28 protein-coding genes and 2 tRNA genes are annotated in these 25,739 nt (G+C 36.0%); 22 read left to right on the forward strand and 8 right to left on the reverse strand.

The genetic code is table 11. The annotated features are described in order from the left end of the window. The first annotated feature begins 166 nt into the window (after positions 1–166). The 9 genes from DRF59_RS14545 (at position 167) to DRF59_RS14580 (ending at position 7,030) form a co-directional block, all read left to right on the forward strand. The gene (locus tag DRF59_RS14545; RefSeq protein ID WP_241505602.1) at positions 167–1,711 is read left to right on the forward strand and encodes a TonB-dependent receptor; all 1,545 of its coding nucleotides are present in this window, start codon (positions 167–169) and stop codon (positions 1,709–1,711) included. A gap of 25 nt (positions 1,712–1,736) precedes the next feature. Then, a complete protein-coding gene (locus tag DRF59_RS21130) occupies positions 1,737–2,372 on the forward strand; it encodes a hypothetical protein (RefSeq protein ID WP_241505603.1) in 636 nt (211 codons plus the stop codon). Between the two features lie 48 nt (positions 2,373–2,420). Next, on the forward strand, positions 2,421–3,080 hold the full coding sequence (locus DRF59_RS14550) for a hypothetical protein (protein ID WP_115961596.1): 660 nt from the start codon (positions 2,421–2,423) through the stop codon (positions 3,078–3,080). Between the two features lie 140 nt (positions 3,081–3,220). Continuing rightward, positions 3,221–4,552 carry a histidine kinase gene (locus DRF59_RS14555; protein ID WP_115961598.1) on the forward strand — a complete coding sequence of 444 codons (1,332 nt, stop codon included), beginning with the start codon at positions 3,221–3,223 and terminating at the stop codon, positions 4,550–4,552. Then, a complete protein-coding gene (locus tag DRF59_RS14560; RefSeq protein WP_115961600.1) occupies positions 4,539–4,844 on the forward strand; it encodes a 2TM domain-containing protein in 306 nt (101 codons plus the stop codon). Before DRF59_RS14555 ends, DRF59_RS14560 begins: the two co-directional genes overlap by 14 nt. 86 nt (positions 4,845–4,930) lie before the next feature. Further along, a complete protein-coding gene (locus DRF59_RS14565) occupies positions 4,931–5,500 on the forward strand; it encodes a methyltransferase family protein (RefSeq protein ID WP_115961604.1) in 570 nt (189 codons plus the stop codon). Between the two features lie 124 nt (positions 5,501–5,624). After that, the gene (locus tag DRF59_RS14570; protein WP_115961606.1) at positions 5,625–5,921 is read left to right on the forward strand and encodes a 2TM domain-containing protein; all 297 of its coding nucleotides are present in this window, start codon (positions 5,625–5,627) and stop codon (positions 5,919–5,921) included. A 29-nt stretch (positions 5,922–5,950) separates the two neighbouring features. After that, entirely contained in the window at positions 5,951–6,226 is a 276-nt protein-coding gene (locus DRF59_RS14575; RefSeq protein ID WP_115961609.1) for a 2TM domain-containing protein, read from the forward strand. A gap of 60 nt (positions 6,227–6,286) precedes the next feature. Then, positions 6,287–7,030 carry a LytR/AlgR family response regulator transcription factor gene (locus DRF59_RS14580; protein ID WP_115961612.1) on the forward strand — a complete coding sequence of 248 codons (744 nt, stop codon included), beginning with the start codon at positions 6,287–6,289 and terminating at the stop codon, positions 7,028–7,030. 87 nt (positions 7,031–7,117) lie between these two features. Here the strand turns inward: DRF59_RS14580 and DRF59_RS14585 are convergent, their stop codons facing one another. Next, on the reverse strand, positions 7,118–8,344 hold the full coding sequence (locus DRF59_RS14585; protein WP_115961615.1) for a DUF6051 family protein: 1,227 nt from the start codon (positions 8,342–8,344) through the stop codon (positions 7,118–7,120). 165 nt (positions 8,345–8,509) lie between these two features. Beyond that, on the reverse strand, positions 8,510–9,406 hold the full coding sequence (locus DRF59_RS14590; RefSeq protein WP_115961617.1) for a hypothetical protein: 897 nt from the start codon (positions 9,404–9,406) through the stop codon (positions 8,510–8,512). A 112-nt stretch (positions 9,407–9,518) separates the two neighbouring features. Here DRF59_RS14590 and DRF59_RS14595 point away from each other — a divergent pair, with 112 nt between their 5' ends. Together DRF59_RS14595 and DRF59_RS14600 are read left to right on the forward strand one after the other, a co-directional pair. Continuing rightward, entirely contained in the window at positions 9,519–10,247 is a 729-nt protein-coding gene (locus DRF59_RS14595) for a glycine-rich domain-containing protein (protein ID WP_115961620.1), read from the forward strand. Between the two features lie 12 nt (positions 10,248–10,259). Continuing rightward, on the forward strand, positions 10,260–10,610 hold the full coding sequence (locus tag DRF59_RS14600; protein ID WP_115961623.1) for a hypothetical protein: 351 nt from the start codon (positions 10,260–10,262) through the stop codon (positions 10,608–10,610). A gap of 237 nt (positions 10,611–10,847) precedes the next feature. On the opposite strand, the gene mnmA is transcribed toward DRF59_RS14600, so the two are convergent. Further along, a complete protein-coding gene (gene mnmA, locus DRF59_RS14605; RefSeq protein ID WP_115961626.1) occupies positions 10,848–12,035 on the reverse strand; it encodes a tRNA 2-thiouridine(34) synthase MnmA in 1,188 nt (395 codons plus the stop codon). 186 nt (positions 12,036–12,221) lie between these two features. On the opposite strand from mnmA, the gene DRF59_RS14610 reads away from it, so the two are divergent. Next, the gene (locus tag DRF59_RS14610; protein WP_115961629.1) at positions 12,222–12,749 is read left to right on the forward strand and encodes a hypothetical protein; all 528 of its coding nucleotides are present in this window, start codon (positions 12,222–12,224) and stop codon (positions 12,747–12,749) included. Positions 12,750–12,822: 73 nt separating this feature from the next. Here the strand turns inward: DRF59_RS14610 and DRF59_RS14615 are convergent, their stop codons facing one another. Then, positions 12,823–15,360, reverse strand: coding sequence for an ATP-dependent Clp protease ATP-binding subunit (locus DRF59_RS14615; protein WP_115961923.1), 2,538 nt, complete (start codon positions 15,358–15,360; stop codon positions 12,823–12,825). Between the two features lie 151 nt (positions 15,361–15,511). On the opposite strand from DRF59_RS14615, the gene DRF59_RS14620 reads away from it, so the two are divergent. The 5 genes from DRF59_RS14620 to DRF59_RS14640 all read left to right on the forward strand — a co-directional run bounded on the left by DRF59_RS14620 (position 15,512) and on the right by DRF59_RS14640 (position 19,304). Next, the gene (locus DRF59_RS14620; RefSeq protein ID WP_115961632.1) at positions 15,512–15,736 is read left to right on the forward strand and encodes a uroporphyrinogen decarboxylase; all 225 of its coding nucleotides are present in this window, start codon (positions 15,512–15,514) and stop codon (positions 15,734–15,736) included. Continuing rightward, entirely contained in the window at positions 15,736–16,830 is a 1,095-nt protein-coding gene (locus DRF59_RS14625; RefSeq protein ID WP_115961635.1) for a glycosyltransferase family 4 protein, read from the forward strand. Before DRF59_RS14620 ends, DRF59_RS14625 begins: the two co-directional genes overlap by 1 nt. Before the next feature lie 186 nt (positions 16,831–17,016). Further along, a complete protein-coding gene (locus DRF59_RS14630) occupies positions 17,017–17,436 on the forward strand; it encodes a SufE family protein (protein WP_101238760.1) in 420 nt (139 codons plus the stop codon). Between the two features lie 2 nt (positions 17,437–17,438). Continuing rightward, a complete protein-coding gene (locus DRF59_RS14635) occupies positions 17,439–18,404 on the forward strand; it encodes a glycosyltransferase family 9 protein (RefSeq protein WP_241505604.1) in 966 nt (321 codons plus the stop codon). A gap of 3 nt (positions 18,405–18,407) precedes the next feature. Beyond that, complete coding sequence (locus DRF59_RS14640) at positions 18,408–19,304, forward strand: glycosyltransferase family 2 protein (protein ID WP_115961638.1); 897 nt, start codon at positions 18,408–18,410, stop codon at positions 19,302–19,304. A 66-nt stretch (positions 19,305–19,370) separates the two neighbouring features. Here DRF59_RS14640 and DRF59_RS14645 read toward each other — a convergent pair. From DRF59_RS14645 to DRF59_RS14655, 3 genes are all read right to left on the reverse strand, one after another. After that, positions 19,371–19,445 (reverse strand) — tRNA-Val (locus DRF59_RS14645). A gap of 33 nt (positions 19,446–19,478) precedes the next feature. Next, positions 19,479–19,553 (reverse strand) — tRNA-Val (locus DRF59_RS14650). Between the two features lie 42 nt (positions 19,554–19,595). After that, positions 19,596–20,840 carry a bifunctional folylpolyglutamate synthase/dihydrofolate synthase gene (locus tag DRF59_RS14655; RefSeq protein ID WP_115961641.1) on the reverse strand — a complete coding sequence of 415 codons (1,245 nt, stop codon included), beginning with the start codon at positions 20,838–20,840 and terminating at the stop codon, positions 19,596–19,598. 185 nt (positions 20,841–21,025) lie between these two features. On the opposite strand from DRF59_RS14655, the gene DRF59_RS14660 reads away from it, so the two are divergent. Genes DRF59_RS14660 through DRF59_RS14680 form a run of 5 tightly spaced genes read left to right on the forward strand, consistent with a single transcriptional unit; the run spans position 21,026 to position 25,222 of the window. Then, entirely contained in the window at positions 21,026–22,348 is a 1,323-nt protein-coding gene (locus tag DRF59_RS14660) for a TolC family protein (protein ID WP_115961643.1), read from the forward strand. A gap of 1 nt (position 22,349) precedes the next feature. Continuing rightward, entirely contained in the window at positions 22,350–22,940 is a 591-nt protein-coding gene (locus tag DRF59_RS14665; protein WP_115961646.1) for a SprT-like domain-containing protein, read from the forward strand. Positions 22,941–22,942: 2 nt separating this feature from the next. After that, entirely contained in the window at positions 22,943–24,025 is a 1,083-nt protein-coding gene (locus tag DRF59_RS14670) for a mannose-1-phosphate guanylyltransferase (RefSeq protein WP_241505605.1), read from the forward strand. A 32-nt stretch (positions 24,026–24,057) separates the two neighbouring features. After that, positions 24,058–24,720 (forward strand): hypothetical protein, encoded by a 663-nt coding sequence (locus tag DRF59_RS14675; protein ID WP_115961649.1) that lies wholly within the window; start codon positions 24,058–24,060, stop codon positions 24,718–24,720. Beyond that, a complete protein-coding gene (locus DRF59_RS14680) occupies positions 24,689–25,222 on the forward strand; it encodes a GNAT family N-acetyltransferase (protein ID WP_115961652.1) in 534 nt (177 codons plus the stop codon). The genes DRF59_RS14675 and DRF59_RS14680 overlap by 32 nt, the downstream gene beginning before the upstream one ends. A 65-nt stretch (positions 25,223–25,287) precedes the next feature. Here the strand turns inward: DRF59_RS14680 and bcp are convergent, their stop codons facing one another. Next, the gene (gene bcp, locus DRF59_RS14685) at positions 25,288–25,737 is read right to left on the reverse strand and encodes a thioredoxin-dependent thiol peroxidase (protein WP_115961655.1); all 450 of its coding nucleotides are present in this window, start codon (positions 25,735–25,737) and stop codon (positions 25,288–25,290) included. Positions 25,738–25,739: the final 2 nt, after the last annotated feature.

The raw sequence follows: 25,739 nt of genomic DNA on the forward strand, positions 1-25,739 counted from the left end.
GGAAAAATACTGTTTTATAACTAATGAATACAGGAATTTTTGACAATAACAATAATAGAAAAACGAATCATTAATTACCATTCGGTAGCAAAAGAATGCCTTTCGGTAACAATTTTTTTACAAGAAGGTGTTTACCATGCTATTTTTGATCCAGAAAACAATAAGAATGAAAACACAAGGACAAAACATACTGGTTCTTTTTTTCCTGATTGCATCCATCATGGGTTATTCGCAGCTAAAGATATCGGGGAAAGTATCTTTCAAAAACAAAGGGGTCGCTGAGGTAAATGTAACACTTAAAGATACTTACGACGGAACAACTACAGATGTTCAGGGTAATTTTACATTTGAAACTTCTGAAAAAGGAACTCATATAATTACTTTTACCCATCCTAAATATGAAAACATAGAAAGGACAATCTCTATTGAAAGTCAGGATATTTCTTTGAATGTTGACCTTAAAGAACAGATCAGTGAGATTGATGCAGTTGTTGTTTCTGCTGGGTCAATTGAAGCCAGCGATAAGAAAAGAGCAACAGCACTGCTTACTCCCATTGATATTTATACCACAGCAGGAGCGGATGGGCAGATTTCTTCGGCCTTGACTTATCTTCCAGGGGTACAAAAAGTGGGAGGAACTGAAGGTCTTTTCATCAGAGGAGGTACAGGAACGGAGTCTAAGATTTTTATGGACGGAAGTCTTATCAACAATTATTTTTCCAATTCGGTTCCGGGAATTGCAGGAAGAGACCAGTTCAATACCTCTCTTTTTAAAGGAAATATATTTTCAAGTGGTGGCTATTCTGCACTGTATGGCCAGGCTCTTTCAGGAGCGTTGATGCTGGAAAGTGTCGACCTTCCGGATGAAACGTCTTATAATGTTGGGATTTCACCTATTTTCCTGAATGCCGGTTTTCAGAAGTTATCAGATAATAAAAACTATTCCTACGGGGCTACAGCAGGATATTCTCTTTTAAGCCTGATGCAGAAAGTCTTTAATTTTAATACTGATTTCGTAGAAGCGCCTCAGGGTTTTAACGGAGATTTGAATTTCAGATTTAAAACAAAATCAGGTGGATTTTTCAAATATTACGGAATGTTCAACTCCAATAAAATGGGGGCAAAATCGGAAAGTCTTGAGCCTGGATATGATTTCAGCCTGGTAAAGCTTAATGGTAAAAACACTTTTCATAATCTGTCTTTTAAACAAAAATTTGGAAAATATCTGTTGAATGTGGGTGGTTCTTACACTTATAACAGATCGGATCTCCATTTTTCTACAGAAACCAATGATGTCGAATCCAACAGCAGCCAGCTTCTGACTGATGGAAATTACCTGAATTTTAAAGCTGTCCTTGAAAGAAAAATCAACAGGATCAGTGCAGTAAGGGGAGGTCTTGAATTTAATAATACCGATGAAAATCTGAATTTTGAAGCCGTAAATAAGCATTACAAGGATCTGATCTCATCAGCTTTTGTTGAAACAGATCTCGGCTTCAGTAATGCATTGTCAGCGAAAATAGGAGTAAGAGCAGAACATTCTTCTTTTTTAGAAAAGAACAATATTGCACCACGTTTCGCGATTGCCTACCGTCTGGCAAAAGACTGGACCACTTCATTAGCTTACGGACTTTTCTATCAGAATCCAGAAATCTCAGCATTATATTTTTCAGGTTCAGAGAGCTTCAGAGGGCAGAACATTACGTTTTGAAGCATTTTATAAAAAATATGAACAGTTGATTAAAACTTTCAATATCACCCAGGATAAAGAGCAGAATCAGCAGATCCAGACTGCATTGAACAATAATGGGTACGGATATGCAAAAGGACTGGAGTTTTTCTGGAGAGATAATAAGAAAACATTTGAAAATATTGATTACTGGATCAGTTACTCGTATCTGGATTCAAAAAGAGATTTCCTGAATTATCCTGTGAGTCTGCAGCCAGGTTTTGCAGCAGAACATACACTTTCAGCAGTGGCAAAAAGATTTATTCCGGAATGGAAGTTTGGGGTAAACTTGTCTTATACCTATGCCAAGGGGCGTCCTTACTATGACATTGCTTCTAAGGTAGATAATGGGCAAATGATTAACTATACCCGGGATGAAGGGCGGTTGAAAGATTACAATGCATTGAACTTCAGCGTCAATTATCTTCCCAATATCGGAAAAAAGGATGTGAAAGCTTTTCCTGTATTTGTACTGAGTATCAGTAATGTTTTAGGATCAAAAAATGTATATGGCTATAATTTCTCAGCGGATGGATCAAGAAGCTCTGCAATAGTGCCACCAGTCAATACTTTTGTATTCATAGGAGCATTTATAAGCTTCGGAGTGGATAAAACAGAGGATGCTATCAATAATAACTTATAAAAACATACCTTAGGAAAACAAACATAACGAACTTTTAAATTTAATATCATGAAAAAATACCTTTTAAGCTTTGCTTTAGCTCTTATGAGCTTAACATCTTTTGCTCAGGCAGATTATGAGAAAATTATGTCCGAAAAAATTGCCAGAATAGAAGTTTGCAAGACTCCGGAAGAATTTCAGGCGCTGTCTAATGATTTCCAGAGAATAGGAAGTAAGGAAAGCAATCAGTGGCTGCCTCCTTACTATGCAGCTTTCTCTCAGATTCAAAAGGGAAGAATTTTAATGAGAAACGGGAACATGCAGGAGCTTGATGGTATAGCGGCACAGGCAGAGAAATACCTGGGAACTGCCCAAAGTCTTGCCGGAGCTGATAATGCAGAGATCCACTTACTTAGAAAGATGGCTTTTTCTTTACGAATGATGGTGAACCCGGCACAACGTTTTATGACAGATGGGGCAAGAGCAGCAGAAGAACTTAATATTGCGGAAAAGCTGGATGCTGCTAACCCCAGAATAGCACTTATCAAGGCAGAGGATACATATTTTACTCCCGAGCAATACGGAGGAAGTAAAACCAAAGGACTGGAACAATTTAAAGAAGCATTGGCCAAATTCAATGCTTATAAACCTAAAACAGCATTGGATCCGAACTGGGGAAGGGCAGAGGCAGAATATTTTATCAGTTTATCAGCTGAAAAAAATAAATAGAGAAGATTATACCTTTTCTTATTTTAACCTTCATCCGTGAAGGTTTTTTTATACCATTCAGAAAAGAAAATCAGCCCTTCGGTAAGAATTAATTTTTGATACCTTTAATAAAAACTAATTTTGAGCCAAGAAAACAGATCATGAAGCGTAAATACCTTACCACATTACTTTGGACCTCATTAGGAACCACATTGTTTTTCTTTTTATTTTTTAATGATGAAAAGACATTGCGGACCTTTTTGATCACGCTGCTCCTTTCGACGATGTATTCTTTTGTTCTGGGATTTGGAAACGGATTTATCAATGAATTCCTCAACAGGAAGTTTCCCTGGTCAGAAGCTACCCGTACGAGGGCCGTCTTAAGTATTGTTTCCATTATTATCGGGAACTTTATTCTGGTCTATTTCTGTAATTATATGAACTATGTTGTCATTCAGAAAACAGCCACTGCAGAAGAGTTCTTCTCATCAAAATATGGGGTTACCAATTGGTTTATGATCAATATTGCTTTGCTGATCTCTGCTTTTCTGCATGCGAAAAGTTTTATGGAGGAGCTGAAGAAGACTTCCAGAAAGGAAGTGGTGGAGCAGAAGCTTATCGCCAAATCTGCCAATGCACAGTTTGAAAGTTTAAAGAACCAGCTGGATCCTCATTTTCTTTTTAATTCATTGAATGTTTTAAGCTCCCTGATTGATGAAAATCCCCGACAGGCACAGAAATTTACTGCTTCAATGTCAAAGATTTACCGATATGTACTTGAACAGAAGGATAAAGAGATGGTGACGGTAGAAGATGAAATAGAATTTGCAAAAACCTATTGTGAACTTTTAAAAACCAGATTTGAAGACAGTGTGTATTTTAGTTTTGATGTTCCCAGGGAAGATTATCAGAAATATGTGGTTCCGCTTTCTCTGCAGCTGCTGCTTGAAAACTGTATCAAACATAACTTTGCGACATCATCAAAACCACTTACTATCAGAATTTTTTCAGACGGGAATACCCTCTGCATTGAAAATAATCTGCAGGTAAGAGAGCAGATCAAAGAAAGCTCCGGGATTGGTCTTGCCAATATTGTACAGCGTTATTCTCTGCTTACAGAACGGAATGTGTTTATAGAAAAGTCTGAGGATCATTTTAAAGTAAAGCTTCCGATGCTTTTAGTTAAGCCACAAGTTTCCAGTGAAGAGCCTGAAGAAGAAGCTGCTGCTTATAAAAGAGCCCAAAAGAGGGTAAGGGAAATGAAAAAGTTTTATTCCAGTCTGATTACGTATTGTATTATTATTCCTTTTTTATTCTTTGTCAATCTTTTTACAAGTAAAGGGGAGTATTGGTTTTGGTATCCGGCATTAGTGTGGGGAATGGTTTTGGCTTTCAGGGCTTTCAAGATTTTCGGAATTGGGGAGTCCTGGCAGGAAAAGAAGATCAGAGAAATTATGAATCAACAAAAAAACAGAAGCAATGGAAAAATTTGATGAAAATGATATTCACTATCAGCAGGCTAAAAAGCAGGTGGAACAACTTACCGGGTTTTATGGACATTTATTCGTTTATGTGGCTGTAAACATTATTATTGTTTTTTATAATATTTCACATCTTGAACCCGGAGAAAGCTATTTTCAATTTAAAAATTTCTTTACTGCCACTTTTTGGGGTATCGGACTTCTGGCTCATGCGGCGGCTGTTTTCTTACCCAAAATAGGAGCTGTGAAAAAATGGGAGGAAGATAAAATCCGGGAGATTATAGACAAGAAGAAAGATCATTAGAAAATAAAACACCAAAATTGCATGGTGATATTCTGCAATTTAGTGTTCCCTCATTTCATCTAAACATAACTTTAAAACTCTGAAAAATGTACACTTTATCCATTCTATTTTATATTTCAATGGCAGCCTGGTTTCTTACGGAGATATTGTATAAAAACATGCTGAAATCCGGCAAAGAAGACAAAAAAGATAAGGACAGATCTACTCTTAATATCTTATGGCTGGCCATTCCTTTTTCCATCATGAGTTCAGTAATCATATCCTATAATACCCGTTTGCCGATCATTAAAGATAACTGGATTCTTTATCTTGGGGAGTTTTTCATTCTGGCCGGGATTATTTTCAGATACATTATTATCAGGTCTCTGGGAAAATACTTTACGGTAGATGTTACCATCAGACAGGATCATAAAATCAAAAAAGAAGGTTTTTATAAATACGTGAGGCATCCTTCCTATACTTTTTCCCTGCTAACATCACTTGGACTTGGCTTGTATCTCAATAACTGGCTTTCATTACTCTTTGCTTTTGTGCCTCCTTTTTTAGCTTTCGCCTACAGGATTAAAATTGAAGAACAGGTTTTGGTAGAGCAGTTTGGAGAAGAATATATCGCTTACAGAAAAAGTACTAAAAAGCTGATACCTTTTATCTATTAAGTTGAAGTTCCTACCATTCAGGTATCATTTTCTACCGTTCGGTAATATAAAATTGATTGGAGGCTTTTTTCTGAACTACCTTTGACTCAAGAAAAAAACAAATTAACCTTTAAAACAAAACATTATGGAAATTTTACCTGATAAAGAAACAATTGCTTACAGAAAAGCTACAAGAAGAGTAAAAGAACTGAAAGAGTTTTATGGAAATCTTATTTCATACTGTCTTGTAATTCCATTTTTAGCAGTATTGAATATTCTTACTGCACCCGGATATTTATGGTTTTTATGGCCTGCATTGGGCTGGGGAATCGGACTTGCATTTCATGCTGTTAATGTATATGGAATTGGTAAAGAATGGGAGGAAAGGAAAATAAAAGAACTGATGGATAAAGAAGAAAAGCCAAAAATAAAAACATTTTAGCCCATAATATCTAAAAAAATTATACAATCATGGATTATCAAACTGCGTACACAAGAACTCAAAACATCAAAAAATTCTACAGAAGCATTTTCATATTTGCGGTCGTTGCTGTGCTTATTGCTCCCGACGATATATTTGATGAAAAGATGATCAGAATTCAATTATTCGACAGGTATGCCATACTTGGAGTATGGGGACTTATCCTTCTTGTAAAAGCCTTAAAGCTGTTTCTCTTTGATTTCGAATGGGAAAGGGATATGATTGAAAAAGAACTCAGAAAAGAGAAAAAGCCCATAGACTATTAAAATCTCTGTGCTTTTATCTACCTTTATTTCCTAAAATCTGAAAACCAAAAGTAAAGCTCAATGATCAAAACTGTCATTATAGAAGACGAAAAACCAGCTTCAAGGAAATTAGAAAGAATGCTGGGTAATTTTCCTGAAATTGAAATAGTTGCCAAAATAGAATCAGTAGAAGAGGGGATTGCCTGGTTTTCTGAAAATGAACATCCCCAGCTGATCTTCTCAGATATTGTTTTAGGTGACGGTCTCTCTTTTGATATCTTTGAAAAAGTACCCACCAAAGGTTTCATCATTTATACGACAGCTTTTGATCAGTATACACTTAAAGCATTTAAACTGAACAGCATTGATTATCTTTTAAAGCCTATCCTTGATGAAGATCTGGAAGGCGCTGTAGAGAAGTTCAAATCATTCATTCCTGCCAATAATACCAATGCTTCTCAGGATATCAAACAGCTGATCAGAAAAGAAAAATCTACTCTTTCCAGAGTTCTGGTTAAAATAGGGTATAACCTTAAAATTATACAGACTCATGAAATAAGCTGTTTTTTCAGTGAAAATAAAATCGTTTACCTTCAGACGGAAGACCGTACTTATCCATCAGATTTTACGCTTGATGAGCTGGAAGATGTCCTGGATGATAAAAAGTTTTTCCGTGTCAACAGACAGTTTATTATAAGCTCAGATTACATCAGAAACATCCATACTTCTCCCTATTACAAAGTGGAACTGGAGTTTCAGCCGGAAGATGAAATTACGGTAAGCAGAGATCGCGTGAAAGATTTCAAGGACTGGTTAGTCAGTTGATAAACTAAAAACAAATACCATGGATCTTATATTATTAATTTTTAAATTATTCCTTTCTCTGTTTTATCCCTGAGATCAGATGAATAATTAGGTATTGTAAAAATCGCTGGCAGATTTTATAAACTGGTGAAAAGCTTCCGTAACATCTTTTTTATGTTTATGGGTAAGAGGAAAGGGAACCATGTGAGAATATTCATATGGAAAATCTTTGATTTCAATATCCACATTAATATTCCTGTAACCACCCTGCAGCGTATTTAAAGCTTCAATTGGTGGGGCAACACTGTCTTTCTCCAATACATAGGCTTTGATCTGTGATTGGATTTCCCGAATTCTTTCCTCCCTCTCCTTTTGAAAATAATTATAGCGGAGCATTTTTTTGAACCAGCTTTCCTGTGGATGTAAGGAATCAGTCTGATAGTGTTTCAGACGTGAATCTGACTTAAAATCTGAGCTTAGAAGTTCTGTAAAGACAGACAACATTTTGACAGTTGCCTGAGTATCCATAATGTATTTCGATATCGGAAACATCCGGTCAATGGTCATTCCTCCACAAAAACAGAAGACTTTTGATTGGACAAAATAGTGGTTCGGATCAGCCATTTTGATAATCATTGAAAGGAAAGATCCTATCGAATATCCGAATAGATCCAGGCTTGCTTCCGGAGCAATGCTTTTAATTTTACCGGATTTAATACTTTTTACAACTTCAGTAACATCAGAATAGGTTTGGAGCCCGGACCAGAATATCCTTTGAGGGTGGGCTTCCAACCGGGAGCTTATTGCTGCATTTACATAAGAAAAATTCATGTTTTCCGGATACTTTTTCTTTCTGAAACTGACTACTTCCATCATGTGATGGCGGTCGCTCCAGATAGGCTCCGCACGGTTCATATGAAAAGCGATAGGGAACAGTATAATGGCTTTTTTTGTTCTTTGGGCCAACTCATAAGCCCATGGCAAGTATTTATCCCATTTCTTCTCGTTCAGCCCGTGAAAAAAGAATATGCATCCTTCAGCTCTTTCAATATCGGCTTTTTTTAAGATGTAGTATTCAAATTTTTTATTGCATTCAATATCAAAATCTTTGATGTCTACTGTGGGATGATTGTAAATGAGATAACCTTTTTGGTTGATTTCCAAAGGTTGCTTATGTTTGCCGCAGTGTTGATGTTCCGAGCCATAGAGAAGATCAGAAACCTTGGATTCAAAAGAAATTGATTCAATGATTACATTCAGTTCCTTTATTTCAATCCTTTCTTTTCCGGAATCAAAATGACTCTTCAAAACTTCATACAATTCATAATATTCCATAACAGGAGGATTGAGGGGTTCATAATTAAACTATCAAGTTAGGAAATTATTGTTGTAATCTCTTGGTTTTGAGTAACTAAATATATTCCTGACATAAAGAAATAAATAAAATCCGGAATAATGAGCCTTAAATCGAAACTTTATTGTTATCTTTTAATGTCTTAATTATCTGTAATCAATTCTGTTAGACTCAGTGTCTTCAAGCTGTTTCACAATAGATTCAGGAATTTCATCACTGTCAATCGGAAAACTGATGGAATCCGAGATAAAGTTTTTTCTATCTGCTTTTCTGAAAATTTCAAACAGGGCAATAGGCTCCTGATTAAAACTTATACAAGTACTTATAAAGTGGATTTCGTGGAGTTTATAGTCAGGGTTCTTAAGTTTTTCTTTACTATCTTTTATTCTTGAAATAAAATGTCTCTGACGTATAAAAGTATTACTGTTCATGATGATAAAGATATAATCCGAATAGGCTGTTACTTTTCCAAAATATTTATGATGATCTCCACCGCTTCTTTCAATAAAATATTCTCCGCTTGTTTCCGACTTATAAATCTCCATAGCAGACCGCCATATACGGTTTTCTTTTGCCATCAAAGGATTATCAGGCAGATTTCTGTTATAAGAATACCAACACCCCACAAGATGGTCTAAAAGATTTGTATTCAGATTAACATTATTCATATCAATTCTCAGATCATTAAAATTAAATGCTTCTGTATTGGAATTAATAAAATCTATATAATTCGAATAGCCCAGAACTCTGACAATAAGACTCAGTTTGGCAAGGTTTGGTCTGCTCAGATTGGCATTTTCATTTTGTCTGTATTTCTTTAGCTTATTAATAATCAGATGTTCATACAGGTAATTTATACCCAGAAGGTCTGGCTTTTTTTTAATTTCTTTCTCAGAATGATCATTGATTATCAGATCGTTAATTTCGCTGCTTATATAAGACCATTCCGTTTTAGTGACATCTTCCCAATGGTTCTTCTTTAAAAACTGCCGGCTTAAAAAATTCATTAACTTCTCAAGATGCAAAATATCTTCTTTTTTCATGATGGCTTTTATGAGACTAATTTAAGATTTTTATAAAACCTAAAAAGATTTTTGAAAGACTTTTATATTGTTAAATCCATTGATATTTGAATAGAAAACAAAATGTAGAACAATGGAAACAAAAATGATACTAAAAGATGAGTCCCTTTGGGCCAGAATACAGGAATTTTCTCTGGATGCTCCCGGCATTGATTTTCCATTCTCGAAAAAGTTGGCAAAAGAAGAAAGCTGGAGCCTTGATTTTACAAGAAAAGCAATAGAAGAATATAAAAAGTTCATTTATCTCTGCTGTATTCTTCCCAATGGAGCTTCTCCAAGCAGAATAGTGGATAAAGTCTGGCATATGCATCTGATCTATACCCGGAATTATTGGGAAGAATTCTGCCCTCATATTCTAAGAAGGCCACTTCACCATCATCCTTCTAAAGGAGGTGCTGCAGAGAAAGAAAAACATCAGAGATGGTTTGAAGATACATTGACAAGCTACCGAAAAGTATTTCAGCAGGAAGCTCCTGAAGAAATATGGAAAGAATTAAAGGAAAAATCTAAAACGCAGTTCTGGATAAAAAAGATAATTTACTTTGCCTTGGGTTTTGTTTTGCTGATGCTGTTCTCATGCACAGAAGGAAAAAAATTTACGGGTTTACTCGTAACAGGAGTGGTATTTGCAATTATTTTCATTCTGGGAACGGTTGTATCCATCCTCGGAGATCGTGAGATATCAGATCCGAATAAAAAGAACAATCAGAATAATGATGGAAGTGGTTGCAGTGGATCAAGCTGTAGCGGAGGAGGGGGCTGTGGAGGAGGCTGCGGTGGTTGTGGGGGCTGTGGAGGATAAAAATTATTGGTTATGAAAAAGGTCATCATTCACTCAGTTCCTGTTTCCATAAGCTTTATGTGGCTTTGGACAGTATGTCAGACATTAAATCCTATTACGCTTAAAGGCCCCGATTTTCTAAAGTTCTACCTCTTACTGGTTTTTGGTTTCTATGCTTCAGTTTTTATGCTCAATTCCTTTAAAGGAAAAGTATCAGAAGTGACTCTTTATTTTGCCGGCTTTATTTTTTTATTGGGAATCATAAAGCTGATCAGAGGAATCGTATTGGGAAAACCTATTGGATTCCTGGCTATGATTTTAATGTCAGAATGTATTGTTACAGTGATCTTTATGTTAAGTCATATTAATGAAAAGATAAAGTAAAATGCTTCTGTAAAAAACAAACCCGAAACAAATGTTCCGGGTTTTATTATGCATTGTTGATATTAAATATCTTTCTTTTTATTGGTTGGTTTGTGGGGCATATTTTCTGATTATAACCGAAGTCAGAATTACCAGAATTATCTGTTTAGTAAGTATAACAACTTAAAAAACGTTACAGAAAAATTTAAAACTATTTTTTTAAATCATCCGTAACCCAAAAATCCGGACCTCTCGTCTTTACGAAATCACCCCGCTGCCGGTAAGCTCTTCATCAATATACCACGAAGCGAACTGACCTTCAGCAATAGCAGACTGAAGCTCGTCAAACTCAATATAAAAGGCATTTTCAAACTGATATAAAGTTGCTTTCTGCAAAGGCTGTCTGTATCGGAATCTGGCCATTACTTCCATAGATTCGCCATTCTGAAGTCTCATGTCCTCACGTACCCAGTGCAGTTCTGAATTATCAATTTTCAGGGCTTTTTTGTGTAATCCGGGGAAATGGCTTCCTTCTCCTACGAAAAGGATATTGTTTTCCATGTCTCTCGAGATGATAAAACAGCTTTCTTTGTGTCCGCCTATTCCAAGTCCTTTGCTTTGTCCGATCGTAAAAAACTGAGCTCCCTGATGTTTTCCAATAACTTTTCCGTCAGATTTTCTATAATTGATTTTTCTGGATAAATACTCAAGCTCTTCTTCTTTAGATGAAAATTCAGGTTTTTCTTCTGAAAAAAGAGGAGAATCTTTGAAAATTTCTACAATTTCCCCTTCATTAGGTTTTAACTGTTGCTGTAAAAATTGCGGAAGACTTACTTTTCCGATAAAACACAACCCCTGAGAGTCTTTTTTATCGGCTGTTACCAACCCGATTTCTTTTGCAATCTCCCTTACCTGGGGTTTGGTAAGTTCCCCAATTGGAAATAATGCCTTGGAAAGTTGATCCTGGCTCAGCTGACACAGGAAATAAGATTGATCTTTATTGTTATCTTTCCCTGCTAACAGATGGAAAATTTCTTTCCCGTTTTCATCAAAAGTAGAGTTGACTCTGGCATAATGTCCGGTTGCTACCTTATCAGCACCTAAAGACATTGCAGTCTTCATAAAAACATCAAATTTTACCTCTCTGTTACACAAAACATCAGGATTCGGAGTTCTGCCTTTCTCATATTCAGCAAACATATAATCTACAATACGTTCCTTATAAAGTTCACTCATATCAATCACCTGAAAGGGGATTCCTAATTTTTGTGCAACCATTAAGGCATCATTGCTATCCTCTATCCACGGACATTCATCTTCTAAGGTTACGGAAGCATCATTCCAGTTTCTCATAAACAAAGCCACTACTTCATGACCTTGCTGTTGCAGCAGATATGCTGTAACACTAGAGTCTACACCTCCTGAGAGGCCTACTACTATTTTCATTTATTTCAATTTTACGAAACTCTTAACGGGAGTTCTTAGTTTGACGCTGCAAAAATACAATTAATAAATTCGTAAAAAAACCATAATTTTAAACATTGATAAAAACGATATCAGTATAAAAATGTAACTAAACAGGGTTTCATACTGATAAGTCAAATGAAAGGTAATACTTAAAAATAAATACATATGAAAAAGTTTATTATCCCCGTGATGCTGATGTTTTCAGGATCAGTCTTTTCCCAGGTTTCGGTAGGCACATCAGGGCAGGAGAACAATAAATGGACTTTTGGGGGAGGTATCGGTTTAGGATTCGGAAGTAATAGTGCATTTTATCTGCAGGCTTCACCAAGGGTCGGATACAGGCTTACTAATGATCTTGAGGGAGGTGTGGTAGGAAGTGTCTCCTGGCAAACATCCGACTATTATAGATCCACCATGTTCGGTGTAGGGCCATTTATGAATTACTATTTTGCAAGGTCATTCTATTTAGGGGCTAATCTTCAGCATTATTTTATCAATTATAAAGATAAATATTACGACTATAAATTCAATAAAGAAGAAACAGCTCTCTATCTGGGCGGAGGATATATGCAAAGAATCGGAAATAATTCTTTCATGCAGATTGGTGTAATGTATAACGTATTATGGAAAGAAGATTCAAGCATATTTTCAAGCGGGCTGATTCCAAATATCGGATTTGTAGTAGGCCTATAAGATATTGATCAGGATAAAGATCAAAAAAAAAGCATCGAATTTCCCGATGCTTTTTTATGTAAAGTTGAATGTTTTATGATTGAGAAGACTTTTCAGCGGCTGATTTTTTAGGCTTTGAGGTTTTGCCGGCCAATCCGTCTTTTGCTTCATTAAGATCAAGAACTACAGTTTCACCTTCATTTAATTGCTTGTTTACCAGCATTTCGGCCAGTAAATCTTCAATATATTTCTGGATCGCCCGTTTTAATGGTCTTGCACCGAAGTCTTTATCCCATCCTTTTTCAGAAATAAAGTCTTTTGCTTCTTCAGTTAATTCCACTTTATAGCCTAGTTTTTCAAGTCTGCCATAAAGTTTGTTCAGTTCAAGATCAATGATCTTTTTAATGTCATTCTGCTCAAGAGAGTTGAAGATAATAATGTCATCAATTCTGTTCAGGAATTCAGGAGCAAATGCCTTTTTAAGAGCATTTTCAATAGTACTTCTGGCTCTTGTATCTGAACTTGACTTTTTAGCAGATGTTCCGAACCCTACACCGTCTCCGAAGTCTTTAAGATCTCTGGTTCCGATATTGGAGGTAAGGATAATAATCGTGTTTCTAAAGTCAATTTTTCGTCCCAGGCTGTCTGTAACATGTCCTTCATCAAGAATCTGCAGCAGAATATTGAATACATCAGGATGAGCCTTTTCAATCTCATCCAAAAGAACGACAGCATAAGGCTTTCTTCGTACGGCTTCAGTTAATTGACCCCCTTCTTCATATCCAACATATCCCGGAGGCGCACCTACTAATCTCGACACTGCAAATTTTTCCATGTATTCACTCATGTCAATTCTGATCAGTGCTTCATCGGAATCAAATAATTCTCTGGCCATTACTTTTGCAAGCTCAGTCTTACCAACCCCGGTAGTACCCAGGAATATAAAAGTTCCGATAGGGCGGTTCGGGTCTTTAAGGCCTGCTCTGTTTCTCTGAATAGCTTTTACTACTTTCTTCACAGCATCTTCCTGACCGATTACTTTTCCGTTCAGTTTTCCGTCCATCTGGGCAAGTTTATCAAGCTCATTTTTACCTACTTTGGTTACCGGAACGCCACTCATCATTGAAACAACTTCAGCTACATTTTCCTCTGTGACAGTTTCTTTCTTCTCTTTTACATCCTTATCCCATTTCTCCTGTGCTGCATTCAGTTCCATCTGAAGACGTTCTTCTTCATCTTTAAGCTTTCTTGCTTCAAGGTAATCCTGAGCTTTTACAGCTTTCTGTTTCAGTTCTTTAATTTCTTCAATTTTCTTTTCGAAATCAATAATCTCAGTCGGAACTTTCATGTTCTTGATATAAACACGGGATCCGGCTTCGTCCATAGCGTCTATCGCTTTATCCGGTAAGAAACGGTCCGTAATATATCTTGATGTCAAATTGACACAGGCTGCAATGGCTTCAGGAGTATAAATTACATTGTGATGTTCTTCATACTTGTCCTTGATCTGGTTGAGGATCTGGATAGTTTCATCAATGGAAGTAGGTTCTACCATTACTTTCTGGAATCTTCTTTCCAGAGCACCATCTTTTTCAATATACTGACGGTACTCATCCAGAGTAGTTGCTCCGATGCATTGAATTTCACCTCTTGCCAAAGCTGGTTTGAACATGTTTGATGCATCTAAACTTCCTGTTGAACTTCCTGCCCCTACAATCGTATGGAGCTCATCAATAAACAGGATGACATCTCTGTTCTTTTCCAGTTCGGTCATAATGGCCTTCATTCTTTCTTCAAACTGGCCACGGTACTTGGTTCCTGCAACTAAACTTGCCAGATCCAGGGTAATAACCCGTTTTCCATACAGAACTCTGGATACTTTTTTCTGTTGAATTCTTAATGCCAGCCCCTCTGCAATTGCTGATTTTCCAACTCCGGGTTCTCCTATAAGGAGCGGGTTGTTTTTCTTTCTTCGTGAAAGAATCTGAGAAACCCTCTCAATTTCTTTTTCACGACCAATTACAGGGTCTAATTTTCCATCTCTTGCCAAAGAAGTCAGGTCTCTACCAAAATTATCCAGGGTTGGTGTTTTACTTTTGGCAGAACCTAAATTTCCTGCAGGCTTTCTCATCTGCTCAAATTCCTCTCTTTCATCATCGTCATCATAAGCACTCATCTGTGGTGCCTGTCCGGAATTTTTAAGCATAGTCTGATACTCTCTTGAAACACCTTCATAATCGATGTCATAAGCGCCTAGAATATTTGAAGTAGGGTCCTCATATTTATAAAGAATGCCTAAAAGCAGGTGAACGGTATTAATTTCATTGCTTTTGTATTGTCTGCATTCTAACTCTGCACGTTTTATAGCATGATCTGCCATTTTAGTGAAAGAAATATTAGTAACCTCCTCAGAAATAGGATTAAGACTTGCTGTATTTAGAGTTTCAATTTTTCTTCTGATTTGTGTTAAATCCGCATTAAGGTTTTGAAGGATTTCTTTTGCAGAGTTTTCCGTTTTTATAATACCTAAAAGTAGATGTTCTGTATTAAGAAATTCACTTTTCAGCCTTTTAGCTTCGCTTTTGCTTTGTTTGAACACCTGGCTCAAACCTTGTGAAAACTTATAATCCATAATATATCTCATTAGAATAAAGGCAACGTTGCCATTTATTCATTATCTAAATTACAAATATTTTACCAAAAATCAATTAATGACTTTATGGCAGAAAAAATTTTATTATCTTATTGAAAATGATTAAGTTTGTTGTCCTTAAAAATTCCCCATGAATCCTGAAATTACTACATATATTGGATATTCTGCCTCAGTTTTTATTGTATTGAGTTTCATACTGAAAGATGTAAGAAAAATTAGAATAGTCAATATGATTGGCTGTATCTGCTTTGTTATTTATGGTATCTTCAATGGAATGCTCTGGCCGGTGATTATTCCGAACGGGCTTATTTGTTTTATTCAGATCTACCATTTACTGACAGGAAAGAAAGGGTAATGAGAAAAAAAATCATTATATCTGCCTTCAGTAATTTATATACCGATCAGCGTATAGAAAAAGTGTGCAGGACCTTGCATGAAAATGGTTATCAGATAGACTTGATAGGAAATAACTGGAATGGAGCCGAAAAAATGGAACGTCCTTATTCTTTTTCCAGAATTTCCCTTTCTTCTAAAACTTTAAAAACTGCTTATTTTGAATTTAACTGGAAATTGTATCATGAGCTGAAAAACAAAGCGGATCAGTATACCATTCTGCATGCTAATGATATTGATGCATTAGTTCCTAATTACCTTATCTCCAGGAAATTAAATATTCCTCTTATTTTTGACAGCCATGAGATCTTTTCAGAAATGCCTGCCATTCAGGGCAAAATGTCTCAAAAACTATGGAGATACGTTGAAAAAACGATTATTCCTAAGCTTACTTATATGATCACTGCCAGCAACAGTTACGCGCAATGGTTTCAGAATAAATATAAAATAATGCCGGTGGTTGTACAGAATGCTCCCCGAAGATTAAATTTTAATATTGAAATCCCTGAGAATCATCCTAAAATCATTTTATATCAGGGGGCGGTTAATCCGTTCCGTGGAATTGACAAAGTGATTCTGGCCATGCGTTATTTGGATCATGTAGTTCTGAAAATTGCCGGAGATGGCCCCAGGAAGCAGGAATATGAAAACCTTGTTATAAATGAAAACCTTCAGCATAAGGTACAATTTCTTGGAAAGCTAAACCCTGAAGATCTCAGGAATATGACCTTGTCGGCGGATTGTGGTATGAGTATCGAAGAAAATGAGGGAGAAAGCTATTTCTATTCACTTCCGAATAAAGTTTTGGACTGTATACAGGCACGGGTCCCTTTAATTTTGTCTGACTTTCCTGAAATGCAGAATATTAAAAAGAGGTTTGATGTGGGAGAAATAATAAAAAATCATACTCCTGAAGCCATAGCAGAGGCGATTAAAACGGTCTTAAATAATGGCAGACTGAGTTATCAGGCTGAGCTTGAAAAAGCATCAGAGATTCTCTGCTGGGAAAACGAAGAAAAAAAATTGCTGGATATCTTTCAAAAAGCAGCCCAATAAAAAATAGCTATTGTTTATAGTCTTTATATCAATCTATGATAATCCATCGTAAAAATACAGTAATTTAATAATTTCATTGATTTCTTAATTGAAAACTGTTAATACCTTTTGTTGAGATATTAAAAATTGAATAAAAAAAATAAAAGTTTAAAATTAATTATCTTTGCACAAAGAAATTTTTTTAAGATGACCATTAAGGAAAAACAGCAGGAAATAATTGACGAATTTGCATTTCTTGACGATTGGGAGCAGAAATATGAGTATATCATAGATCTTGGAAAAGAATTAAAAGGGCTTCCTGAAGACAAGAAGACAGAAGAAAACCTTATTAAAGGCTGTCAGAGTAAAGTGTGGATTGATGCTGAGTTTAAAGATGGAAAGCTTTTCTTTAATGCAGATTCAGACGGGATTTTGCCCAAAGGTATTGTTTCTCTTTTAGTAAGTATATATAGCGGTCACTCTACCCAGGAAATCCTGGACTCTGATTTTGAATTTATCTCAGAAATAGGACTGCAGGAATTTCTTTCTCCGTCAAGAGCCAACGGATTGATGGCTATGACCAAACAAATTAAATTTTATGCAGTTGCATATCAACTGAAATCATAACTGTGACCAGAATTTTAGCATATCGTTTTTCTGCATTTGGAGACGTTGCCATGACAGTTCCTGTTTTCAGGGAATTTCTGGAACAAAATCCGGATGTTGAGATCGTCATGGTTTCCAGGAAAAATTTTGAACCATTATTTGCAGGAATTCCAAATGTTACGTTCAAAGGAATTGACCTGGATGATTATAAAGGGTTTTTTGGTTTAAGAAGGCTTGCCAATGAGCTGATCAGGGAATTTAATCCTGACTTTATTGCAAATCTTCATGATGTGATCCGGACTAAGGTTTTAGACAAAATTTATGTAAGAAAAGGCTTGAAGGTCTTTAAAATAGATAAAGGAAAGGAAGAAAAAGAAAACCTCACAAATGTCTGGAACCTCAATAAAGTTCAGCTTAAAAAAACAGATGAACGTTATGCAGACGTGTTCAGGGCAATGGGGTTTAAGGTAGAGCTTTCTCAAAAATTGAGACCACAGCCGGGACCTAAGTCAGGAATTGGCTTTGCTCCTTTTGCACAGCATAAAGGGAAAATGCTTCCTTTGGAAAAATCTTTTGAACTGGCGAGGGTACTGGCGAATAAACATACGATTTATTTTTTTGGAGGAGGAAAAAAGGAAACAGAAACTCTTGAAAACTGGGAAGCGAAGATTCCAAATACAAAAAGTCTCTCAGGTAAATTAAGTCTTACAGAAGAGCTTGAGAAGATCGGACAACTGGAATTAATGATTTCTATGGACTCTGCAAATATGCATCTTGCCAGCCTTGTGGGAACAAGATGTATTTCTATCTGGGGAGCGACCCATCCGTATGCCGGATTCTTGGGGTTTGGACAAAGCGAAGATGATGTAATACAAGTGAAAGACCTTACCTGCAGGCCATGTTCGGTCTTTGGAGATAAAGAATGTTACAGGGGAGACTGGGCTTGTCTGGAGGAATTTGATATTCAAAAAGTCATTGCGAAAATCTGATTAATGGAGCTTTCAATCTGTATTCCGGTATTTAACTTTGATGTTAGTGATTTGGTTCATGACCTTAATAAAGAAATAAAGGATAATAATATTGATGCTGAAATTATCCTGATTGATGATGCTTCTGATTACTCATTTATACAAGTCAATAAATTACTTCAGGATAAAGTTCAAACACTGGTTTTTCTTGACAAAAATATAGGACGTTCCAAAATCCGTAATCTCTTCCTGAAGTACTCACACGGAAAATACCTTTTGTTTTTAGATTGTGATGTCAAAATTGACAATAAAAACTTTCTTTATAATTACATGTCTGTAATAAGAAAAGAACCAGATATAGGATTAATATACGGAAATTTTAAAATTTCCGATCAGGAAAAAACTTCTCTTAGAAACAGATATTCTTTGGAAAGAGAGATTTTTACAGGCAATCGAACGACAAACTTTTCAGTTTTTAAAACTGTAAATTTTGTGATCAGGAAGGATATTTTTGAGAAATTTCCCTTTAATGAAGAGCTGACACAATATGGATACGAGGACTTCATCTTTGCAAAACTTCTTGAACAGAATAGAGTAACCTTTCTGGCGATTAATAATCCTGTTATTCATTTTGACTGTACCAGCAACGAAGTGTTTCTGCAAAAAACAGAGATAAGTATCGACTCTTTATTAATGCTCTCAAAAAGCCCGCAAAACAGAGAGTTTATTAAAGGAATAAAAGTTTACAGGGCCGCTGCTGTATTAAAACAATTAAGGCTGGCTTCTGTCTTTCTCTTTTTCTATAATATATTTGAAAAAAGAATAAAACGTAACCTGACTTCCGGGAATCCCAACATCCGTTTTTTTGATTTATATAAACTGGCATTGCTGATCGGGAAAATAAATAGTTCAGATGAATAAAAGAAAAGGATTACGATGATCAGACATTAAAACAAAAAAATCTCCCAATTTCTTGAGAGATTTCTGTGGGTCCTGAGGGATTCGAACCCCCGACCCTCTGGGTGTAAACCAGATGCTCTGAACCAACTGAGCTAAGAACCCGAATTTTTTTTAAAGGTTTCGTTTCCTTTTTTGTGGGTCCTGAGGGATTCGAACCCCCGACCCTCTGGGTGTAAACCAGATGCTCTGAACCAACTGAGCTAAGAACCCTCTATACTTGTTTCCTCGTTTAGAGTGGTGCAAATATACAACTTATTCATGAATCTCCAAATTTTTTTCCAAAAAATCTCCCACTACAAAATTGCTTCCGCCAATAAAGATCATTTCATTATTTGTACATCGCTCTTTTGCAGATAGATATGCTTCCTGCACTGAGTTGAAAATTTTATAAATAATTTTTGCTTCCTGAAGCAGGTTTTCATAATCTTTAGGATCTCTCCCTCTGTTGATGGAAGGTTTCGCAAAATAAAATTCTGAATTTGCCGGAAGTAGGGTCATGACTTCATCTATTTTTTTATCATTTACAAAACCTAAAATGATATGCTTATGTTTGTCAATTGAGTTTAATTGTTTAAAAACATACTCCAGGCCGGCCTGGTTATGTGCAGTGTCACATATGGTAAGCGGGTTTTTTGAAAATTCAAACCATCGGCCGATAAATCCTGTATTCTGATGCACACTCAGTAACCCTTCTTTTAGGTCTTTATCTGAAATCACAACATTTAATTTTCTTAATTCTTCAACCATGGCCAGTACCACACGGATATTCTTCTGCTGATAATTTCCTTTCAAATCCGATGAAAGATCAGAATTCAAAAGGGAGGCATCTGTAAACGGAGCGTTTAACGTTAATGCTTTTTCCCGGATGATTCTTTTTACAACTTCATTTTCATCTCCTGAAATAACCGGAGTATTGTGTTTAATAATGCCGGATTTTTCATTTGCAATCTCTTCAATGGTGTTACCCAGGATATTCTGGTGATCAAGCTGAACATTAGTGATGGCAGTAAGCATAGGATGTATAATATTGGTAGAATCCAGCCGTCCTCCCAATCCAACCTCAATTATAGCAAAATCTACCTGTTGTTGATAGAAATATTCAAAAGCCATGATCGTAGTGAATTCAAAAAAAGAAGGACGTATATCCTCTGGCAGTTTTTTTAGTTTACTGATGAAATCAAATACAAATTGCTTATTACAATTCTTTCCGTTTACTTTAATCCGTTCAGTAAAATCAATAAGGTGGGGAGAATTATATAATCCGGTTTTATAACCCGCTTCCTGAAGCACAGAGGCAAGCATATTGCTTGAAGAACCCTTTCCGTTGGTTCCTCCGATATGAATGCATCTTATCTTTTCCTGTGGATTTCCAAAAAAAGCACAAAGTTTGGTAATATTATCAAGTCCTGGTTTGTAAGCTTTCTGTCCATCTACCTGATAGTTGGGCATTTGTATAAAAAGCCAGTCAATAGCTTCCTGGTATTGTTTGTGTGTCATACTGCAAAATTCCCAAAAGTTTTATTAAAATGAAACAATAATTTTTTGAATCTGTAACTTTTTTATATTTGATTCGTCTAATATGGAAAAATCTTAATATGAAATCGCTGTGATTTATAAGTTACCGTACTGATGAAGATAACACGATTCCATATGACCATTAAAAACAAAATAAACATATACATATGAAAAAAGTTTGGATCATCGTTTTTGGATTAGGTTATCTGGGTTTAAGCGCTCAGAAGAAATGGTCCTTAAAAGAATGTGTAAACTATGCAGTGGAGCATAATCTTCAGGTTATCCAAAATCAGTATAACAAACAAAATCAGGAATATAATCTTAAAGCAGCCAAAAAAGAATATTTGCCTTCTGTATCGGGGAGTATGATAAATGGGGTAAGTTTCGGGCAGGGGTCATTAGGAGCCGGAAGTTTTAGAAACGATAGATTCAATAACAGTATTGGTCTGAGTACCGATATTTTGCTCTATAACAATGGAAGATTAGAGAAGAATGTAAGAAAAGCCCAGTTTGATGTAGAAGCAAGTCAATATGACATTGAAACCATTAAAAATGATATTTCTCTTCAGATTGCTCAGCAGTATCTTACCGCCTTGTTGAATAAAGAGATCGTTAAAATCTCTCAGAGTGCTGTGGATAATGCCCAGAAACAGTTTGACAGGGCTAAAATCACGACTCAGGTTGGAACAACCGCACAGACGGTTTTGGCAGAGGCTGAAGCAGCGCTGGCAAGAGAAAAACAAAATCTTAAAACAGCAGAAGTAAACGTTGGACGTGCCTTGTTTGCTATCGCTCAGCTTTTACAACTGTCAGATTATAAGGGTTTTGATGTGGAAGACGTAAATGTTCCGGAAAAACTTGATTTACAGCTTAATTCTGTGGATGAAGTGCTTACAACAGCGTATGAAATACAACCTCAGATCAAAGCTGCTGAAAGCAGGATAAGATCTGCCGAAGCACAAACTGAGGTAACCAAAACAGCATTCTGGCCTACATTAACAGCCAGCGCGGGTCTGAATACTTTCTATAACAGGCAGTTTGATCCTATGCCAGGTACGGTGCAGGGAACTTTTTTTGAACAATATAAAGATCAGTTCGGACAAAATGTGGGGCTATCCCTTAATATTCCTATTTTTAACAAAGGGAAAACAAAATTACAGGTTGAACAGTCTAAAATAAACGAAAGTATTGCCAAAAATGCGTTGGAACAGCAGAAGCAGACAGTAAGACAGAATGTACAGAAAGCTCAGTTTGATGCTGATGCCAATTATGAAACCTATCTGGCCGCAGTAGAAGCAGAAAAAAGCTCTAAACTGGCTCTTGATTTTGCGGATAAAAGTTATGCTGCAGGACGATCCACGATCTATGATGTAAATGTTGCGAGAAATAATTATGCGAATGCACAGGGATCAGTAGCACAGGCAAAATATAATTACCTTTTTAGTCTTAAACTATTGAACTTCTATGCAGGAATTCCATTAAGTTTGTAAAATGCCAATTCAAGCACTAGAAAAATATTTACCACAAAACACGCTTAAATATTTAAGAGTCTGGTTTTCAGATTATTTTATACATATAAAAGTAACAAGAAATAGAAATTCCAAACTGGGAGATTATAGAAAGCTTCCGGACAATTCTCATGAAATTACTGTAAATTCAACGCTTACACCACAGCTTTTTTTCTTTGTACTGACTCATGAATTAGCACATTTAATTGCATTTGAAAAGTACGGGCGAAGAATTTCTCCCCATGGAAATGAGTGGAAAGAAACTTTCAGGAATATGCTCCTTGAAAGTCTGGAAGTCTATGATGAGGACCTGAAACCTGTTATCATAAAGTTTTCAAAGTCACCAAAGGCAAACTTTATGGCCAGCCCTGATCTTGTGAGGTATTTCCATACTGAAAAACAAGACGATAGATTGCTGTTTATTGAAGAACTTCAAAAAGGGGAGTTCTTTATCTATCGCAACGAAAAGTATTTATTAGAAGGTCTGGTTAAAAAAAACTATCTTTGTAAAAACCTGGCTACAGGAAGGAAGTACTCTTTCAAGCCTTTAGCAAGGGTAGAAAAATGTAGCTAAGAATGTTAAAGTCAGATAGATACTGTGTGATAATGGCAGGAGGAATCGGTAGCCGGTTCTGGCCAATGAGTACACAGAAATTTCCAAAACAATTTCAGGATATTTTAGGAGTTGGACGTACCATGATTCAGCAGACTTATGACAGAATCAGTAAAATAATTCCTAAAGAACAGATATTTGTGATTACGAATAAGGAATATGTTGCTCTATCTCAGCAACAGCTTCCTGAGATTCCTGAGGGGAATATTGTGGGTGAGCCGTTAATGAAAAATACAGCAGCCTGTAATCTGTATATGGCTAATAAAATTGCTGAAATAAATCCGGATGCTACGATGATAGTGCTTCCGGCAGATCACCTGATTCTCAAGGAAGATGTCTTTTTAGAGAAAGTGGAGCTGGCCTTCGATCTTGCTTCAAAACATGATTATCTTGTTACCCTAGGAATTACCCCGACAAGACCTGATACAGGATACGGATATATTCAGTTTGTAGAAAAAAAAGGATCAGACTATTTCAAAGTAAAAACTTTTACAGAAAAACCAATTTTGGAAATTGCCCAGAGTTTCCTGGAAAGCGGCGATTTTCTCTGGAATGCAGGAATATTTATCTGGAACATAAAGAGTATTCAACAGGCTTTTGAACTGTATCTTCCTGAAATGGTGCAGCATTTCATGTCTTGTGAATATAACTCTGAGAATGAGAACAACTGTATTGAAATTATTTACCCGAAAGTTCAGAAAATCTCTATAGATAATGGAATTCTGGAAAAGGCAAAAAATGTTTACGTAATTCCTTCCGATCTCGGATGGAGTGATTTGGGAACCTGGACATCAGTTTATGAAAATACAGAAAAAGATCAGAATGGAAATGCTGTAAAGCTAAAACATTTGCTGGCCTATAATGCAAAAGGTAATATTATCCGTCTGAAAAATAATAACAAAGCCGTAATTATTGACGGGCTTGAAAATTATATTGTTGTGGACACAGACAAGGCCCTTCTGATTTGCCCGCGCGATAATGACCAACTGATCAAAGATTATGTTCTTGATTTGAAGAACTTCAAAAAAGGAGAGAAGTTTATGTAAAAAATTGGTATATTTCTGCTGATTTTTTAATTATGATACAATTACTTATCACCCGATTTACAGTTTTAGTACTTATACTTTCCAGCTTCCTGGGATATACTCAGGAAAAGAAGAAGTTTTCAAGTATTCCCAACATTTTACAGCAGATTGATCCGGATCATAAAATAGATTCATGGGTATTGGTCTATAACAGCTACGGAAAAGGGGAAGAGATAAAAACTTCAGGAAAGGTAAATTATACGCCTCAGTTTTCCGGGTTCAATCTATTTCCTACGGAGGACAGTTTTTATTATATTGCTTATTCTTCTGGTGGAAATGTGGGTTACGTAACCAATACTGAAGATTTAAAAAAGTTTGTAGGCAAAATAAATAATGCTCAGGAGGCAGCGGTAATTTTGGCTGCAGAAGGGTATATGGTAGATGAAGAGTTTAAGGACCTTGCAGGTAATTATCATGAAGATCAGTCAAATTATTATTTAGATTTGGGAAAACTGACTTCCAGAGAGTGTCCGTATCAGAAAACTCATTACACCATAACTGTAAATAAGTCTACAGGAGAAATAGCTCATGTAAAGGACAATGGGACTTATATTGAGCTTTATAATAAAAAATGTGCTAATAACCCACGTCTTTTAAAGATTGAGAAAAAAGAAGAACCAAAAGATGAGCCTAAAAAAACAAATAAACGGAGGTAATAGTTACGAAACAGAGCGATTACTAATCCGTCCTATATCCCCGGAAGACGGTGAACTTATATTTAAGCTTTATAACAGCCCGAAATTCATTCAATATATCGGTGACCGTAATATTAAAACAATTGCTGATGCGGAAGAATATATTAAAAGCAGATTCCTTCCTCAATTTGAAAGACTTGGTTTTGGGAATTATCTTGTTATGACCAAAGATGGGAATGAAAAGATTGGTGGAGTAGGAATCTTTGAGAGGGAAGGGTTGGATATTGTAGATATAGGATACTCCCTGCTGGAAGAATTTGAAGGTAAAGGATATGCTTATGAAGCGGCTGAAAAAGTAAAATCTATAGGAATGGACGAGTTTGGGCTGACAAAAATATCTGCAATTATCTCGAAAGATAATTTGTCTTCCCAGAAACTGATAGAGAAATTAGGATTGAAGTTTCAAAAATATATCACGCTTCCCGGAGAAGATGAAGAGCTGAAATATTACGAAACTGAATAGAATGGATATTTAATTATAAAAAAGCCGCCAATAACTAAATCAAGTGTTATTAGTGGCTTTTTATCTTATCCCTCCAGGATCTGTTCTGCAGCAGTTTTTGAAGTTACCTTTTCAATAACCCTTGTACAGATTCCGTTTTCATCAAAAATAAAGGTTGTTCTTACAATTCCCATATATGTTTTTCCAAACGTCTTTTTTTCCTGCCATACGCCAAACTTCTCAATGATATCATGGGTTTCATCAGCGATGAGGTCATAAGGGAACGCAAATTTGCTATGGAAGTTTTTCTGTTTTTTTACAGAGTCCCCGCTTATTCCCAATAACTGAAATCCGGCTTTTTTAAGCTTGGCGTAATTATCACTAAGGTTACAGGCTTCCACAGTACAGGTTGGAGTATTGGCTTGCGGGTAAAAGAAAACCACCAGTTTTTTTCCAATTAATTTTGATGAGTTTACTGATTTTCCATCTTGATTTAATCCTTCAAATTCAGGTAATTTGTCTCCAACTTTCAGCATAA

The sequence above is a fragment of the Chryseobacterium flavum genome (assembly GCF_003385595.1).
GTDB classification, from domain to species: Bacteria; Bacteroidota; Bacteroidia; order Flavobacteriales; family Weeksellaceae; genus Chryseobacterium; species Chryseobacterium flavum.

Coding starts and splice junctions, on each gene's coding strand:
- DRF59_RS14545 (WP_241505602.1), top strand. CDS start 167: ATGAAAACACAAGGACAAAACATACTGGTTCTTTTTTTCCTGATTGCA.
- DRF59_RS14550 (WP_115961596.1), top strand. CDS start 2,421: ATGAAAAAATACCTTTTAAGCTTTGCTTTAGCTCTTATGAGCTTAACA.
- DRF59_RS14555 (WP_115961598.1), top strand. CDS start 3,221: ATGAAGCGTAAATACCTTACCACATTACTTTGGACCTCATTAGGAACC.
- DRF59_RS14560 (WP_115961600.1), top strand. CDS start 4,539: ATGGAAAAATTTGATGAAAATGATATTCACTATCAGCAGGCTAAAAAG.
- DRF59_RS14565 (WP_115961604.1), top strand. CDS start 4,931: ATGTACACTTTATCCATTCTATTTTATATTTCAATGGCAGCCTGGTTT.
- DRF59_RS14570 (WP_115961606.1), top strand. CDS start 5,625: ATGGAAATTTTACCTGATAAAGAAACAATTGCTTACAGAAAAGCTACA.
- DRF59_RS14575 (WP_115961609.1), top strand. CDS start 5,951: ATGGATTATCAAACTGCGTACACAAGAACTCAAAACATCAAAAAATTC.
- DRF59_RS14580 (WP_115961612.1), top strand. CDS start 6,287: ATGATCAAAACTGTCATTATAGAAGACGAAAAACCAGCTTCAAGGAAA.
- DRF59_RS14585 (WP_115961615.1), bottom strand. CDS start 8,344: ATGGAATATTATGAATTGTATGAAGTTTTGAAGAGTCATTTTGATTCC.
- DRF59_RS14590 (WP_115961617.1), bottom strand. CDS start 9,406: ATGAAAAAAGAAGATATTTTGCATCTTGAGAAGTTAATGAATTTTTTA.
- DRF59_RS14595 (WP_115961620.1), top strand. CDS start 9,519: ATGGAAACAAAAATGATACTAAAAGATGAGTCCCTTTGGGCCAGAATA.
- DRF59_RS14600 (WP_115961623.1), top strand. CDS start 10,260: ATGAAAAAGGTCATCATTCACTCAGTTCCTGTTTCCATAAGCTTTATG.
- mnmA (WP_115961626.1), bottom strand. CDS start 12,035: ATGAAAATAGTAGTAGGCCTCTCAGGAGGTGTAGACTCTAGTGTTACA.
- DRF59_RS14610 (WP_115961629.1), top strand. CDS start 12,222: ATGAAAAAGTTTATTATCCCCGTGATGCTGATGTTTTCAGGATCAGTC.
- DRF59_RS14615 (WP_115961923.1), bottom strand. CDS start 15,360: ATGGATTATAAGTTTTCACAAGGTTTGAGCCAGGTGTTCAAACAAAGC.
- DRF59_RS14620 (WP_115961632.1), top strand. CDS start 15,512: ATGAATCCTGAAATTACTACATATATTGGATATTCTGCCTCAGTTTTT.
- DRF59_RS14625 (WP_115961635.1), top strand. CDS start 15,736: ATGAGAAAAAAAATCATTATATCTGCCTTCAGTAATTTATATACCGAT.
- DRF59_RS14630 (WP_101238760.1), top strand. CDS start 17,017: ATGACCATTAAGGAAAAACAGCAGGAAATAATTGACGAATTTGCATTT.
- DRF59_RS14640 (WP_115961638.1), top strand. CDS start 18,408: ATGGAGCTTTCAATCTGTATTCCGGTATTTAACTTTGATGTTAGTGAT.
- DRF59_RS14655 (WP_115961641.1), bottom strand. CDS start 20,840: ATGACACACAAACAATACCAGGAAGCTATTGACTGGCTTTTTATACAA.
- DRF59_RS14660 (WP_115961643.1), top strand. CDS start 21,026: ATGAAAAAAGTTTGGATCATCGTTTTTGGATTAGGTTATCTGGGTTTA.
- DRF59_RS14665 (WP_115961646.1), top strand. CDS start 22,350: ATGCCAATTCAAGCACTAGAAAAATATTTACCACAAAACACGCTTAAA.
- DRF59_RS14670 (WP_241505605.1), top strand. CDS start 22,943: ATGTTAAAGTCAGATAGATACTGTGTGATAATGGCAGGAGGAATCGGT.
- DRF59_RS14675 (WP_115961649.1), top strand. CDS start 24,058: ATGATACAATTACTTATCACCCGATTTACAGTTTTAGTACTTATACTT.
- DRF59_RS14680 (WP_115961652.1), top strand. CDS start 24,689: ATGAGCCTAAAAAAACAAATAAACGGAGGTAATAGTTACGAAACAGAG.
- bcp (WP_115961655.1), bottom strand. CDS start 25,737: ATGCTGAAAGTTGGAGACAAATTACCTGAATTTGAAGGATTAAATCAA.